This is a genomic window from Vibrio ulleungensis, assembly GCF_016900875.1.
Taxonomy (GTDB): Bacteria; Pseudomonadota; Gammaproteobacteria; order Enterobacterales; family Vibrionaceae; genus Vibrio; species Vibrio ulleungensis.
Genome location: NZ_JAFEUM010000001.1, coordinates 530,210 through 545,718, shown reverse-complemented (window position 1 = coordinate 545,718; position 15,509 = coordinate 530,210). Strand labels below are relative to the sequence as shown.

Here is a 15,509-nt window from a genome sequence, read left to right as displayed (position 1 = left end):
ATCACGAAAATATCGAGAGATTTATGATTTTACTCAATACGAATGACAGCCCAAACAGTGCTGAAAGCCTCTATTCAGAAGTGATAAGTTACCTAGAAGAGATGGACATACAACAGTTGATTCAGTGTATTAAAACGGCTGATATGATGTCTATTTCGCCTGTCCTGAGGCAATTGACAGAACACGAACGAATACTTACGTTTGGCATTTTAGCAAACGTAGAACCTCAGCTTGCAGCGAATTTACTGGATCATTATAGCGACTCTGAAATACGCTCACTATTGGCTCATCTACCGAAAACAACCACTCAGGACATATTCAGGTTTCTACGCTCTGCAGATAGACGCATGATTATCAGACACTTTTCACAAGAGCAAGGAGAGTATTTAAATTCCGCTTTTCCAGAAGTGTGGATTGAAGAAGAAAAAGCCTCACTCAATTACGATGTTAACAGCGCAGGTGGAATCTGCAAAAATGAAATTCTCAAACTCAGCAGAGCGGCGACCGTATCGCATATTACGGGTATTCTCGCTGATGACGAACAAAATTATGAGCATCAAGAATGGCGTTATATCTACTTACATAATGAAGATGGAAGCTATTTGGGTGCAATAAAACTCAAAGATATCTTTAGCTTACCTTATGGTAGTTATGTCAAAGATTACCTAGATGAAACCGTACCAGTAGCAACCGCTGATATAAGTTTGTTTTCACTTAAGAGTATTCTCGATACAACTCCTCATTCGATTATTCCAGTCGTTGATCAAGATGGATTTCAAATCGGAATTGTTGGGTTTAAACAGCTCAATGAAGCGTTATATCGAGAGTCAAAAACACAGCTGCTCGAGCAATCAGGTGTATTTGGTGGTGATGAATTTCGTACCATGCCGACTGTAAAGCGGAATATTCGGCGTTTGACCTTTCTGTTGCCCTCTGTAGTTCTCAGTTATGCCGCAGTATCGATAATTGCACAATTTGAATCTATTATTTCTCAATTCGCGTTACTGGCTGCCATATTACCTTTAGTCGCTAATTTATCTGGTGCAGCTGGCAATCAGGCTGTTGCGGTGTCTATTCGAGAGCTGTCAGTTGGCAGCCTTACACCAAAAGATGTCCTTTATGTCATCTTAAAAGAGCTTCCCATCGGCATTATAAACGGTGTCATCATCGGGGCCGTGTTATCCATTTTATCGTTCATTACATATGGTAGCGAACTAATAACTTTGCCTATTTTAGTGAGCTTTGCCTACGTAATTTCATCCACATTTGCTGTTGTTATTGGTGGTGCATTACCACTCACTCTTAAGCGCCTAAATTTAGACCCCGCAATGCTTTCAAGCCCACTACTCACCACTTTAACTGATGCAATGTCATTCTTCAGCGTACTTTACTTAGCCCAACTGTTTTTACTTTAAATAACTTATATATTGGAACCCTTATGAACATAGAAATGTTACTTACCTATTTAAGCCTTACGGTGCTTGGCTTGTTGCCTATTATGAACCCACCAGCCGCAGCCACAGTGTTACTGGGGTTAAGTAAAGGTAAGGACAAAAGCTACATTGTACGACAAGCGAAAACCGTTGGTCTTTACCTGTTTGTTGCGCTTTGCATCACCTTTTTCATCGGCTCTTCGGTACTCGAGCTATTTAGCATTTCCATACCGAGTTTGCGACTAGGCGGTGGCATCATTATTGTCGCAATTGGCTTTAATATGCTATTCCCTAAGAATGAAGAGAGCAGCTCTACACCAAAACAAGATTCTATTGCTCTGGTGCCACTAACCATTCCTTCATTATGCGGTCCAGGTACCATGGCTCTTATTATCAGTTTAGCTGCTGAGCTGGCTATACACGGAGATGAACTGCATATGCCAAGTGTTTACAGCGGTGTGATAGCAGGATTCGCCGTTGTTGCTACTGTTGCCGCGTTTACGTTAAGCATGGCCTACCCTCTTCTCAAGGCTCTTGGACAAAATGGCATTAATGCATTTACTCGTATTATGGGCTTTTTATTGATTTGCATGGGGGTGCAGTTTTTCACAGTCGGCATCACTGAGATTGTCCAAGAAATCAGTCTCATAATTTAGTTAACTGCAATACCAGTTTTTGTTTTCCTACCAAGTTACTTTTCAAATTCAACAACTTTTAGCGTCACATAGCTAAAAGTTGTTGAACAATCTACCAATTCACATAACCTAGTAAACAGAGTAATCGAGTTAGCATTATCTATGCCTAAGGACGAACAGTGAGAGAACTTCGTGATTTAGATTTAAATCTACTAAAAATCCTGCAAGCTGTTGTAGAAACGCGCAACACACATTTGGCTGCAGAAAAGTTAGGGATCTCTCAAACCAGCGTTAGCCGTGGAATGGCAAAACTTAGAGATACATTTGGCGATCAGTTGTTTATTCGAAAAGCTCATGGCGTAGAACCTTCTGAACTCGCTGAAAAACTCGCTGAAGCGGCTGATGAGATGATTAACCCCATCATCAAAGTTGTTGAATCATATAAAAATTTCGACCCACTGACATTTGATGGTGAAATTTCAATTGCGATGAATATTTTTATTCTTGAGCTATATGGCGAGGGTATTTTTACCGCTTTAAGAGAAAGCCTTCCTAACGCGAAATTTAAAATGACTTACTGGCAAGAACAAAGTTTACCAGACATGTTAAACGGACAAATTGATTACATGTTACAAATTGCCGGTCTGCCTATCCCTCAAGATATTTACCAACATAAACTAAAAGAAGTAGAGCTTTGTCTGATTGCACGAAGTGAACATCCTGTTTTAAGTAAAAGTAGTAACTGGGAAGACATTAATACTTTGCCAATCGCTAGAATCTTAATTGATGGGTTAAACAGTAAACGTTCTGCAATTGAAGAGCTTTACCGAATCAAGGGCTATAGTGCCAATATCGCTCTAACTACACACAGCTTGTCGGTATTGCTAAATAAACTAAAAAACTCCGATGCCATGATGTTTGGAAGCAGTTACATAGTTGAATGGGATGCAGACCTTCAAAGCTATCCACTGCCTCTTCTACCGAAAGAAGCTCGCCAAATTCAAATTGACGGCGGTTACCTGCAATCCAAAAGAGGTTTTCCATTAAACCAACTGCTCCATCAAATTATACAAAGCCATTTTGATTCTATTTCTCAGCCGCAATTTGATTAGAGTGTGTCAACTTATCGATTTTTGCCGAACTGCTGAAGTGGTCGTTGGGTACAAAATGGTATCCTTGATATCATATTTGTATTCAGCGCTAAAATCTGGGAATGGGAAATTTTGATCGCTATGCCACTGTTCTACAGTTTGGCTAGCATTAAGTATGTGCTCTGCACTTGGTTGAGTGCTTGTATCCATTAATTGGTATTGAGTTGAATGGGCTATTTTTGCACCAACATTAGAGACTTGATTAATTGCACTAAAGAGTATGTCTTCTTGTACTGCCATAAACTCTTCATTATCACGGCACCTGATGTAGGCCATAATATTGATATTAATCGAGTACTCCCCCAACCCCATTAGCCTAACCCTAACAGGATCCGACTCTATCATCGGATGCTGTAATAAAGCTCGGCGAATATTGACGATAACTACCCGCAGTTGATCGAGCGTTACTTCAGATCGCAACCGGAGAACATGTTCCATACGACGTTTATCACGCCGCTCTAAATTGTCAATTTCCATATTGGCAAACTCTGAATTAGGGATAGTTATGAGCGAGCGCTCTAAAGTACGAATTCGCGTTGAGCGCAATCCGATACTTTCAATGATGCCGAGCTTGTCTCCATAGCGGCAAAGTTCGCCTATTTTGATGCCACCGTCCGCGTATAGAGTCAGTCCGTTGATAACATTTTCAAGTAACGGCCTAATTGCAAGCGCTACAGCTAAACCACCCACACCTAAGCCAGCCACTATAGGTGAGATAGAAAACCCCATATATCCAATGACATAAATACCTAGAACCGCGATAGTTAATCCACCAAAGATTCTCGCTAATACTGTGATTAACGATGAATCAACGTGTTTACCATTGTGTTTTTTAAACGCATAAATTTCTGCAAGATAGTTGAAAGTCGCCATAATGAGCAGCGATAACGAAATGAACTGAGCCAATAGAAAAAGCGTGGTAAAGATTTGATATACACTTCCTGTTATCCAAATACCATCATCGATAAGTTTTCTTGCAAGTCTTAGTATCCCGACGACACCGATTAACGAGAACATTCGGCCCGTTCTCCACGTCAGTCCTTTGCTTTCCCATCGGCTATTCCAACGCCTACCCAATACAAAACTTATTTTTATCAGTATTCGGCAAAGAATAATTACACTCAGTACAGCAAACCATTGCCATAAGGGCAACGGACCATATAGTTGGTTCATAAATGCTGGAAGAGATGCAACAAAAGTCTTTGAGAACAAAGGGCCTGGGCTTCTCAAAAAGTCTTGATAATAATCTATGCGGTTATCGTTATAGTAAGGCAATACCGACATTGAGCGATACCACCTAGGTAGGCTTTGAAGTGTCGTTGCGCTAAATAGAAATTGGTCGGCTTTATCCCCAAACTCTTGACGAGCAATAACGATATCGGTGTTAGCAAATCTCCACTGGCGCAATTCGTTTTGGTTAACTTCGCTCAATTTGGGGGCATTTGCATGTACTGAGTCGCTAAGCCTATCGAGTACTTCTCGCAACAATATCGTCTTTTCCATGATCACGACAGTGCGGCTTCGATTAGGCACCAACGAAAGATCAAGTGTTCTAATTACTTGTGCATAGGCATGTTGCGCTTGGGGTAAATGTAATTGTTCTTTTTCCCAATATTCAATCAGTAACTCTGAGTTGATCATAAAACTTTCTAAGGTTTTATGGGGGCTAGATGTATTCGCTAATCTTAATTTTCCGTCAGCGAGTGTAAAACTACTGGCCAGCAGCAAAGCAATACATGAACATGTTATTAAAATTCGTCGTAACAAACCGTAGCTCCTAACCAGTACCAAGTGGGTGAATTCATCGTGTCGTGTTGGTAAACCTATTTATCTTTAGGGGGACTTTCTAGTGTATCCACAGGAATTGGATTTGCTGAGTAGCCATGGTCTTGCAAAGATTGGTGCCATGAGTAGTGTTGACTAACAAGATTGAGTGTAATGATACGCTGATAAGTTGACGTTACGAACTTGCGCATGTTGACCTCCAAGAAGAAAGAAGTCACATCCCTGTGACCAAAATTAATTGATGTATTTATTAAAGAATGATTCGATTTCTTTTATTGCATCGTCTGATTCTGGCACATCACTGAGCAAGCTATTCAAATAGTCTCCGTGTGATTGACCATCATAAATATGGAGCTGTGCATCGACGTCTGCCGCTCTTAATAGTCTGTGCATTCGTACTGTGTCACTAAGTAACAGGTCACGAGTGCCTGAAATCAGAATAGTTGGTGGGAAGCTGTCAATCTCTGCGTATATTGGAGAAATTAAGGGGTTATCTAGATTTTCACCAGCAGAGTACACCTCAAATGCACCGTTGATCAAACCTTCGCGTTGTCCAAGGGGATCGAGCCCCTTCAGGGTATGCCATGTATCTGACGTCTCTTTTAGATCGACCGCTGGAGTTCCAACAAAGAGCGCACCTGGCGTTGGCAAACCAAGTTCTTGAATTTTAAGTGTGGTTGCTAGTGTTAAATTTCCGCCTGCTGACGTACCAAATATTGCTGTAGACTCAGGAGCTTGAGTCTTAGTTAGCTCTTTCCAGACTGCAACTGTATCGTCAATAGCAGCAGGGAAAGGATGCAATGGTGGTTGACGATAATCGACAGATATCACTTGAGCCCCTAACCCGTTGGCTAACCAAATCGCTTCGCGTAGTGCTGAATCTGCTCCTCCAAAAACAAACGCGCCACCATGAATATGAATTAACCATTTATCTTTATATTCAGGAGAGATCGTTTCTGGTGTAACAAAAAACGTATCCACCCCCGCGTATTGCTTTGCTTCATAGGTTACATTCAGGCGCTCAAGTGCTGCATGCGCCATCTCATTTCCTGATGCATCAAATGCCTGTTGAATGGCATGCCACTCTTGATTGTTAGTCGGAGTAGGTAGCGCTGGTGGTATTTGTCGATTTTCTATTATCTGCGCTAACTCAGCTGAGATACCTGTTGGTGTTGGTATATTTTTTTCTACAACGGAAAGGTTTGCAAATGCAGCACTACTACTAACCGTTAAGAGAATCGCTGGAATTATCGTATTGAGTTTTTTCAATTTCATGATGACCTCAGTGTTGTTTTTTTAACTCATGGGTAAGTTGTTGAGGCCATTATTCATTGCAGCAGTCCAATGATCGATGAATTAGAGGAATTCATATACGAATCAAGCCTTAAGCCAAATATGAATTTGTCTAATTCCTTCAAAACTATTTGAGCAAATGGGATAACAACAAAAAGGAGGTAATTTATGAAATACATACCGCTTAGTCTTGTTTTATCTGGGTATTTGGTCTTCTTTGTCTTTTTGGTATCGAGATTAAATCTGCCAGTTTACTAAACTAATTACGCTAAATTCTATTTAATGAATTAAGGCTTAAAGTAATAAAAAGCCTCGCCTAAATCTAAACCGATTACGGCGAGGCTTTTTGTATGTGTTCAGAATCAAGTGTGGATTGGATTCCCAGCCTCATCTAGAACAGCGGCTTGTTTTTTGTAGTGACGAGGAGATAGGTTCAGGAGTTCCGGGATTGAGGTGCCAATCACCAATGATGACCATGTACCCACTAAAATTCCACTAAATAACGCAAAAGCGAACCCGTCTAAAACGCCACCTGCTATTATCCAAATACTGCTTACAGTAACCAACGACGTGCCAGACGTGACAAACGTTCTGAACAGTGAGCTTCGAATTGCCATATCGGTCGAGTGCAGCACAGACTGATTAGGGAAGCGTTTTAAATACTCTCTTGTTCTATCTGCAACAACAATAGAATCATTAAGAGAGTATCCGACAACTGCCAACACAGCCGCGAGTGACGCAAGGTTAAATTCCATACCAGTCACGCTAAATAACGCCAATACAATCACTACATCGTGTACAAGCGCCGCTACTGCACCAAATGCCAACCTCCATTCAAAACGGATCGCTAGATACGTTAAAATTGCTAGAGTTGCAAACAGTAAAGCTAAGCTCCCTTGTTCAATAAGCTGCTCGCCAACTTGAGCCCCAACAAACGCACTCGACAACAGCGTGAAATTTGTTCCTAACTCCGCCTCTAAGCTCGACAACCAAACTTGTAATTGCGGCTGAGTTACGCCAGCATCAACAGCAAACTGAAATTGCCATTGAGTGCGTGAAATATCAGGTGTCAATTGGGGATTTATAGCAAACCATTGTTCCACCGCTGACTGCATGGTTTCAAGCTCAATTGGTTGACTGAATAACACCTGATAAGTGATCCCCCCCGTAAACTCTAAACCTAAGTTAAGTCCATTAAAGGTGATATAGATTCCACTCAAAATCATCAAAATGAAAGAAAAGTATAACCCCACCTTACGGTATTGACTCCACGCTAGTTTAGCGGCCCTAATTTTCAGAGTATTACGCATTGTGGCGACCTCGCGGTGACGTTTTTTTCATCCATAGTTGGCTAACAATTAGCCCTGTAAATAAGCTGGTTACAATACCGATGCCCAGTGTAACTGCGAAGCCCTTAACCGCCCCATACCCAACCACAAATAGTACGATTGCGGTTATTAGAGACGTTAAGTTCGCATCAATAATGGTTGAGTAAGACTCTTTATAACCACGTGAAATGGCTTTTGCATCTGGGATTCCTTGCTTACGCAGTTCTTTGATTCTTTCGAACACTAGAACATTGCAATCTACCGCCATCCCCATTGTCAGAACTAAACCGGCAATACCGGGCAAAGTAAGCGCGACGCCTGGTATTATCGAGAGTAAACCGACAATCATCACCATATTCACACTTAGTGCGCCGCAAGCAACCAACCCAAACTTCCCGTAAAGCGTTGCCATAGCCACAAACGTTAGAGCTAAGCCCAATACAACGGCAATTAAACCATTTTTAATGTTTTGCTCACCAAGAGTTGGACCTATGATTTGTTCGTCAATAATTGATACAGGAACGGTCAGCGCACCGGATCGAAGAACAGAAGCAAGCTCTTGCGCTTCTCGTAAATCTCCGACCCCTGTCACTCGAAATCTAGAACCAAACTGAGACTGAATAGTTGCGACACTAATCACTTCGTGAGCTTGCTCAAGCTCACCTTGTTGATTCGCATGATATTCACTAAACAATGTCGCCATTGGTTGACCGATATTGCTACGCGAATGTTGAGACATTTTGTTTCCGCCAGTTCTGTTCAGAACTATATTGACTTCAGGTTGTCCAAACTCTCCAATGGTTGCGGAGGAATCAATAATATCCTCTCCTGTTACGATCGGATGATTTGCAAGGCGAACGTTTTCACCTCTTGAATCAAAGTAATTGTTACCCGATTTTTGCGGGGCCACAACGTCATAAAAAGCGATGCTGGTGGTTGCTCCAATCAAAGATTTAGCCGCATCTGGATCTTGTACACCCGGAAGCTCGATGCGAATAAAATTTCGACCGTGTTGTTGAATGTTGGCTTCTGTAATACCCAGACTTTCAACGCGTTGTCGCATAACAGATAAGGTTTGTTGCATCGCCTGACGCTCAAGTCTTTCAACTGTATCCGAGTCTAAGGAAAACAGAATGTCTGATTCTGAACGCGACAACTCCCATTCATTATTACCAACCAACAATTCTTTAAAATTAACATCATTTCCATAGGTATTTTCGATTGAAATCACAGACTCATTAATCGATATGTTCCCTAATGGCTTTCTAACATCAACGGGTAGTTGCCTGTTGAAATGCCTAATTTCAGCTACAAAGGAATCTATATATCCTTGATAACTCTTGGATGATTCTACATTTAGAGTAAGCTGAACCCCACCTCTTAGGTCTAACCCTAGATTCATTGGCTCCAACTTTATGTTTTTCATCCAATTTGGGTGTGTAGAATGAAGCAATAGAGTCGTAGATAAAGCTCCTAGCGACGTAAAGTGGCTATGAGCAACACTTTGGTCTTTAGCACTATTAAACTGAATCAAAATCTCTTGTTCATTGAGTTCAACACTTCTAGGCTTGATTTTTAGTTGAGATAGTTGCTCATGAAAACTCTCTAGAGTTAAGGACTCGTTTCCATTTTTACTACTCAAGCTTAATGATGGATACTCAGGGTAGATGTTTGGTAAGGCAAAAAGTGCAAGCAGAATAATGAGCATATAAACGGTCGTACGTTGTAAAATGCTCATTACTATTTACCTGAATATAGAGGCAACATCTTGGCAAGAAATAGAATCGCCCCTCCATAACCAAACATCATGGCGACTATTAATTTAATTTCTATTTTACGGTAAAGAATCAATGCTTTAGTCATTGTAAAGACCTTTGAGTTTCGAATTGTAAGGTCATTATTTACTCTTTCATTGGCGTCAACTATGAATTAGAGAAATTCATTATTGTAGTTAGAAGTAAGAAAGAGCCTTCAAATTTGAATTTCTCAAACTCGTATCCAGGATGTTTACCAAGCAATATGATTCTCCTCGTCAACTATATGAGGGGATTACCAAGGAAAACACCGTGAAAAAGGCAAAAACCACACTTGGAATATTGGCATCATTATTGGCGTTCTCTACGGTCGCTTCGCAACATGTTTCATTTTCTGACTCACATGGCCTCTACTCAGCAGCAGAAGTTGGATATGGCAACGAGGGCTTTGATTTTGGTCTCCAAGTGGGACTTGCTACATCAAATAATTATGGAGTGATTTTTGGCTACGTTGCGAAAGAAGATCTTGATACACATAACTATTACGGAGAACTCGTTAGTTTAAATGGTGGCTTAGGTTATCGACTCAACTACGAATATGGCCGCCATCTGACCGATCCCCACAAATTAGCACCAACCGTAAAATCGATAAGTTAAGTTTTGAAATGTATAAGTAACAACACGGTTGATTTTTTACTATGACATCGTTGTTAAATGACAGAGAACAAAACTATGCCACTACTCGATGATAAAACTCGAATCTTGCTCAAATTATTTGTCCCCCAAAGAAGAGTTCCCAATACGCAATATGCAGTTCCTGAGATGGACAAAGACTTATTAGGAAAAACCATTGTGTTTACCGGTGGCACAGACGGTATTGGCCAAGTAGCCGTTGAAATGCTTTACGAGATGGGAGCAAACATCGTGCTTCTTAGCCGAAACCCAGAAAAAGCAAATGCACAGATTCAATCGCTTCATGTTTCTCCATCAGCAGGAAATATTACGCTAGAGATATGTGATCTTGCATCAATGGACAGCGTCAAAGCATGTGCAGAACGTATTCTGGCTAATCACACTAAGATAGATATCTTGGTCAATAATGCGGGTATTAACATGACTAAACCCGTAGTCACTAGTGATGGCTTTGAAACTAACTGGGCTATTAACTACTTTGGCCCCCGATTGCTCACTGAACTGCTTTTAGAGCGAATTAAGGCGTCGGCGCCTGCGCGCATCGTTAACCTGACAACTAACACTGAGTTTATTGCCAACATCGATTTTGACGATATTCAGTCTAGAGCTAACTTTGTTTCGGATAACAGCTACGTGGAGTCAAAGCTCTCTATGAATATGTTTACTATCGATCTGGCTAATGAGTTGGCTAATATAGAGGTCACAGTTAACTCGCTTTGCCCTGGTCACATACGCTCTAATCTTCTTAATCATTTAGAGGGAACAGAGAAGATAATGAAGTACGTGATGCACTATGCAGCGTCACCAACTGTGGTAGGTGCCGATCGCATAGTAAGGCTAGCAATCTCATCGCATTTTAATAATGCCTCTGGTATCTATGTGTGTGAAGATAAGATCAAGTCCCACCACTCTGAGGCCCAAAACGCCATCAAACGAGCACAGGCTCGAAAGATGACAAAAATTGCGCTAGCTCCTTGGTTAAATGGGTAATACTCACCTGTATGATTTTTCTTCAATCACTTTGCTATTAGGTAACACAAGGCGAATGGGCACAAAAACAAATATTCGGGCCACGCCCATTGCAAGCCCAGAAGCAACACTGTTTTTGTTTTCATACGCATAATCAAGCTAAAATTTACTCACCCTCAACCAAAGCATCACAACGTGAGGCGCAGATAAAGTCGTTCTTATGCAGGCCCTTAATCGAGTGGCTCCACCACGTCACGGTGACTTTACCCCACTCCAACAATATCGAAGGGTGATGAAACTCGTCTTCCGCTAATTCGGCTATTCTATTGCTGAATGCCCACGCCAGCTTAAAGTTTTTAAACGTATACACTTTTTCAAGCTGCGAGATGCCCTCTCTATCCATTATCTGCCATTCAGATAGCTCCAATAACAACGATTGTTGCTCCTCATTGTTGAGAGCAATTGCATCGATACTGCAGGCTTCGCATTTTAGTTCATTCAACATGTACTGATTCCTTAGGTTCAAAAAGTGGTGGTAGTAATCCTGCTTCAATCGCGAGATCCGTTTGCTGTAATAGGTTGCACTGGCTGATCTTAAACAGGTCAGACAGCGTCTCTATCACATAATATTTAGGTTGTATGATATCGATGCGATAAGGGGTCCTTAGAACAGTTTGAATATCAAACTCATCACGGATAGCAGCGCTGCCTTCGAGCGCATAAAGGGTTTCTGCTGGAGACGACAAAATGCCACCTCCATAAATTTTCAGTGCATGCTCTTCTTTGACTAAGCCAAACTCAACCGTAAACCAGTACAAACGAGCCAGATAAGCGCGCTGTTTGGGCGTCGCCAATTGCCCTAGTTTTCCATAGTGCTCGGTAAAAGCAGCGAAGTCGGTATTGGTTAACATTGCGCAATGCCCAAAGATTTCATGAAAGAAGTCCGGCTCCTGTAAATAATCGAATTCGTCTCGCGTTCGTAAAAAGGTCGCCACGGGAAATCGTTTGTTGGCAAGCAAATCAAAAAAACGGTCAAAGTCTATCAACGCAGGAACTGGCTCTACTTGCCAACCTGTCGTTTCATTTAGCACTTTGTTTATCTCTGGTAACTGAGGCACTCGGTCCGTTGGTAGATCGAGTAAAGTCAAACCCTGCAAATACGCGTCACAAGCGCGCCCTTCTACAATGGCCAGCTGCTTTGTCACCAAATCGTGCCAAATGGCGTCGTCTTCACGACTCCACTCTACCCACCCCTCTTTGCTCACGGGTTTAGATTGATATTGCGTCACTAAACATCTCCTTATGCATGTCTCCCTTTAAAACTATCCTGACTTTTTTATAAGTGCCATTTCGAAGCGTTTTTTGCAAACCGCCGATCTGTAACATTTTGTTTACACTCTTTTGCTGAATGCTTATTTCATTAGGCTTTTGACTTTCTAATGCCGACATACCAGACTGAAAAAGTTAAAGTTTTGTTAAAGAGAGCGGAATGTACCAAAGTAGAGAGCCCATTTGGCAACCAAGTAGTCAGCGTATTGAACAAGCCAACCTAACCAAATTTATGCATAGCCTTGAACGGCAGGGTGTTGAATTCAGCAGTGCACTGTTGCGTTACCAAGATCTTCATCAATGGTCTGTGCAGCAGCCAGAAGCGTTTTGGCAAAATGTTTGGCAGTTCACTGAAATGATTGGCTTGCAAGGTGACAGGGTATTAACCCAAGGCGAAAGCCGCTGGAAGCAGCCACAGTCGCATCGCGATTCGCTGTGGTTCCCAAATGCTCAAGTTAATTATGCCGAAAACTTACTGAATGCAAGTAAGGCATCGCCAGCTGATAGTGCGATATGGTTTGAAAATGAACGGGGCGAGAAGCAAGTATATTCCTGGCAAGCGCTAAGAGAGAAAGTCTCGTGTGTACAGCAGTGGCTCAAAGAGTGTGGCGTACAACAAGGCGATGTGGTTGCAGCCTATACCCCTTATCTCCCACAAACCGTGATCGCTATGCTGGCCACTACCAGCTTAGGAGCGACTTGGACATCCACATCACCAGACTTTGGTGTAGAGAGTGTCATTGAACGATTTGGCCAAGTGAAACCCAAGGTACTGTTTACCTGCGATGGCTACACTTTTAATGGCAAGACGTTCGATATGGCCAACAAAAATCAGCAAATTATTGCACAGTTAAATGAGCTGCAGCATGTTTGCACTATCCCTTACCTAACACAGGAGACTTATCAGGAGCAGAGTGTTGAATTGAAACTGGGTAGCGAACAACCCAGCTCACACACCCAATACTGGCCACAGATCCTCCACCTCTTTGAACCACAGCCGCTGCAATTTACCCGAGTTGACTTCAATAGCGCTCTGTTTGTTCTCTATTCTTCCGGTACAACAGGTAAGCCCAAATGCATTGTCCATTCCGTCGGCGGGACCACGCTTAACCATTTAAAAGAGCACCAGCTGCATTGTGACATTAAACCGAATGATCGCGTATTTTACTACACCACTTGTGGTTGGATGATGTGGAATTGGCACGTTTCTGCGCTTGCGAGCGGTGCCTGTTTGGTGATCTTTGATGGTAGCCCTGTGTATCCGCAAGCAAACGTCTTGTGGGATTTAGCGCAGCGCGCCGAAGTATCTACATTTGGAACGTCAGCCAAGTATTTAGAAGCGATTGAAAAAGCTCAACTTTCTCCTATCAACAGCCATTCACTTCCTCACTTAAAAACTCTCTGCTCGACAGGGTCTGTGCTCTATCCCGAGCAGTTTGATTACGTCTACAAGCATATCAAACAAGATCTGCACTTAGCGTCTATTTCGGGTGGCACCGATATTTGCGGCTGCTTTGTTTTAGGTAACCCTATATCCCCAGTTTATCGCGGCGAATGCCAGCAAGCGGGGCTAGGTATTGATGTTAAAGTCTTCAATGCCGACGGCCTCCCAGTCAAACAACAACGAGGTGAACTGGTATGCGCAAACTCCCTGCCTAACTTCCCAACAGGTTTTTGGAACGACAGCGGCGAGCGCTATCACAGCACCTATTGGGATAAGTTCGACAATGTTTGGCACCATAGTGACGAGGTAGAGCACAGCGTCAACGGAGGCTACCTGTTTTATGGTCGAGGCGACACCACGCTTAACCCTGGCGGAATAAGAATCGGCACAGCCGAAATCTATCAGCAAGTAAACACCATAGAAGGCGTTGTCGATTCCATCGCCGTCGGTAAAGAAATCGACCGCAACGAGCAAATTTGGTTGTTTGTGCAACTGCAGCAAGGCATAACCTTAAGTGATGAAATACGCACAGCCATTAAAAGCAAGCTCAAATCATGTTGCTCACCAAGGCATGTGCCTAGTCAGATATTCGCGATCAGTGACGTGCCAAAAACGCGTTCGGGCAAGCTGGTAGAACTGGCGGCAAAGCAGGTGGTTAATGGTAAAAGTGTTGAAAACCTTGGCGCTATCGCTAACGCAGAGGTGCTGCAAGAGATTGAGCAGATTATTGCCATCTAGTGTCGATTCTCACTTTTGCTTAGTTTACCAACAGTCGCTGGGTTAACAACCTGATAGCATTGATAGAGAATCACGTGGCGTCATTGAAACGTAGGAGAAAGTACAACTATGGATTATCAAACCTTTCAACCACACCCAGACCTAGAGCCGCTAATCAGTTGCTACTGGACCTTGAAAGTCCCTAAAACGGATCATCCGGAAAAACAACGTATTATTCCTGACGGCACCATCGAAATGGCGTTCATACTTGGCGATGACATCAAAAGATACACTTCACAAGGCGATGTCATAATACAACCCAGAGCGTTGATTTTGGGGCACACCATCGAGCCTTTTTTTATAGAGCCTACTGGGTCTGTGGATACATTTGCGATCCGATTCTACCCTTATGGATTTGCCAACTTTGTGAGCGTGCCTATTAACGCATTGGCAAATACTGAGACCCCTTTAGCGCAATTATTTGACGAAGTAACAGCCAATAAACTCGAGCAAGACATCATCCACGCCAAAAATACCGAGCAGCGAATAGAGATCATTGAGTCATTTCTAATCGACAAACTCAATGACAGCACAACCATTGATACCATCGTCAAATCAACGCTAGACACGCTCTTCGCCTCCAATGGCAGCACGCCCATTAACACTATACTCAAAGATAACCTATCCAAAAGAAGGCAACTTGAGCGCAAGTTCATCAAACAGATTGGTGTTAGCCCAAAACAGTTAGGTAAATTGATTCGCCTTCAAAGTGCGTTAAAGGCAATGCTTAACGAGGGTGAAGACTTAACGCAAATTGCGCATCAGAACAGTTATTACGATCAATCGCATTTCATTAAAGATTTCAAAGAGTTTACTGGAGTGAGTCCAAAAGAGTTTGTGGGCAATGAAAGCATGGCTCTGTCTTCACTATTTTATAAATAGGTTCGTCTGTCGCATTTTTACAATTCCTCTTTCTGT

At 42.3% G+C, this 15,509-nt stretch carries 15 protein-coding genes; 7 read left to right on the top strand and 8 right to left on the bottom strand.

Going from position 1 to position 15,509, the window contains the following annotated elements; translation table 11 throughout:
* The first annotated feature begins 23 nt into the window (after positions 1–23).
* From JQC93_RS02605 to JQC93_RS02595, 3 genes are all read left to right on the top strand, one after another.
* Positions 24–1,415: a magnesium transporter gene (locus JQC93_RS02605; RefSeq protein ID WP_205156899.1), complete on the top strand. Its 1,392-nt coding sequence runs from the start codon at positions 24–26 to the stop codon at positions 1,413–1,415.
* Positions 1,416–1,438: 23 nt separating this feature from the next.
* Positions 1,439–2,089: a MarC family NAAT transporter gene (locus JQC93_RS02600; protein WP_205156898.1), complete on the top strand. Its 651-nt coding sequence runs from the start codon at positions 1,439–1,441 to the stop codon at positions 2,087–2,089.
* A 158-nt stretch (positions 2,090–2,247) separates the two neighbouring features.
* Positions 2,248–3,180 carry a LysR family transcriptional regulator gene (locus JQC93_RS02595; protein ID WP_205156897.1) on the top strand — a complete coding sequence of 311 codons (933 nt, stop codon included), beginning with the start codon at positions 2,248–2,250 and terminating at the stop codon, positions 3,178–3,180.
* Positions 3,181–3,186: 6 nt separating this feature from the next.
* Here JQC93_RS02595 and JQC93_RS02590 read toward each other — a convergent pair whose 3' ends face one another.
* The 6 genes from JQC93_RS02590 to JQC93_RS20365 all read right to left on the bottom strand — a co-directional run bounded on the left by JQC93_RS02590 (position 3,187) and on the right by JQC93_RS20365 (position 9,488).
* A complete protein-coding gene (locus JQC93_RS02590) occupies positions 3,187–4,860 on the bottom strand; it encodes a mechanosensitive ion channel family protein (RefSeq protein ID WP_205156896.1) in 1,674 nt (557 codons plus the stop codon).
* Between the two features lie 182 nt (positions 4,861–5,042).
* Complete coding sequence (locus JQC93_RS02585) at positions 5,043–5,195, bottom strand: hypothetical protein (RefSeq protein WP_205156895.1); 153 nt, start codon at positions 5,193–5,195, stop codon at positions 5,043–5,045.
* A gap of 43 nt (positions 5,196–5,238) precedes the next feature.
* A complete protein-coding gene (locus JQC93_RS02580) occupies positions 5,239–6,279 on the bottom strand; it encodes an alpha/beta hydrolase (RefSeq protein ID WP_205156894.1) in 1,041 nt (346 codons plus the stop codon).
* Between the two features lie 380 nt (positions 6,280–6,659).
* Complete coding sequence (secF, locus tag JQC93_RS02575; RefSeq protein WP_205156893.1) at positions 6,660–7,607, bottom strand: protein translocase subunit SecF; 948 nt, start codon at positions 7,605–7,607, stop codon at positions 6,660–6,662.
* The gene (gene secD / locus JQC93_RS02570) at positions 7,600–9,363 is read right to left on the bottom strand and encodes a protein translocase subunit SecD (protein ID WP_205156892.1); all 1,764 of its coding nucleotides are present in this window, start codon (positions 9,361–9,363) and stop codon (positions 7,600–7,602) included. The genes secF and secD overlap by 8 nt, the downstream gene beginning before the upstream one ends.
* Positions 9,364–9,365: 2 nt before the next feature.
* The gene (locus JQC93_RS20365) at positions 9,366–9,488 is read right to left on the bottom strand and encodes a hypothetical protein (protein ID WP_268980138.1); all 123 of its coding nucleotides are present in this window, start codon (positions 9,486–9,488) and stop codon (positions 9,366–9,368) included.
* A 203-nt stretch (positions 9,489–9,691) separates the two neighbouring features.
* On the opposite strand from JQC93_RS20365, the gene JQC93_RS02565 reads away from it, so the two are divergent.
* Positions 9,692–10,036 carry a hypothetical protein gene (locus JQC93_RS02565; protein WP_205156891.1) on the top strand — a complete coding sequence of 115 codons (345 nt, stop codon included), beginning with the start codon at positions 9,692–9,694 and terminating at the stop codon, positions 10,034–10,036.
* Between the two features lie 75 nt (positions 10,037–10,111).
* A complete protein-coding gene (locus tag JQC93_RS02560; RefSeq protein WP_205156890.1) occupies positions 10,112–11,062 on the top strand; it encodes an SDR family NAD(P)-dependent oxidoreductase in 951 nt (316 codons plus the stop codon).
* A 145-nt stretch (positions 11,063–11,207) separates the two neighbouring features.
* On the opposite strand, the gene JQC93_RS02555 is transcribed toward JQC93_RS02560, so the two are convergent.
* Positions 11,208–11,546: a 4a-hydroxytetrahydrobiopterin dehydratase gene (locus tag JQC93_RS02555; RefSeq protein WP_205156889.1), complete on the bottom strand. Its 339-nt coding sequence runs from the start codon at positions 11,544–11,546 to the stop codon at positions 11,208–11,210.
* Complete coding sequence (phhA, locus tag JQC93_RS02550; protein WP_205156888.1) at positions 11,536–12,330, bottom strand: phenylalanine 4-monooxygenase; 795 nt, start codon at positions 12,328–12,330, stop codon at positions 11,536–11,538. Before phhA ends, JQC93_RS02555 begins: the two co-directional genes overlap by 11 nt.
* 200 nt (positions 12,331–12,530) lie before the next feature.
* On the opposite strand from phhA, the gene JQC93_RS02545 reads away from it, so the two are divergent.
* Together JQC93_RS02545 and JQC93_RS02540 are read left to right on the top strand one after the other, a co-directional pair.
* Positions 12,531–14,552, top strand: coding sequence for an acetoacetate--CoA ligase (locus JQC93_RS02545; RefSeq protein WP_205156887.1), 2,022 nt, complete (start codon positions 12,531–12,533; stop codon positions 14,550–14,552).
* A 108-nt stretch (positions 14,553–14,660) separates the two neighbouring features.
* Positions 14,661–15,473: a helix-turn-helix domain-containing protein gene (locus JQC93_RS02540; RefSeq protein ID WP_205156886.1), complete on the top strand. Its 813-nt coding sequence runs from the start codon at positions 14,661–14,663 to the stop codon at positions 15,471–15,473.
* Positions 15,474–15,509 lie beyond the last annotated feature (36 nt).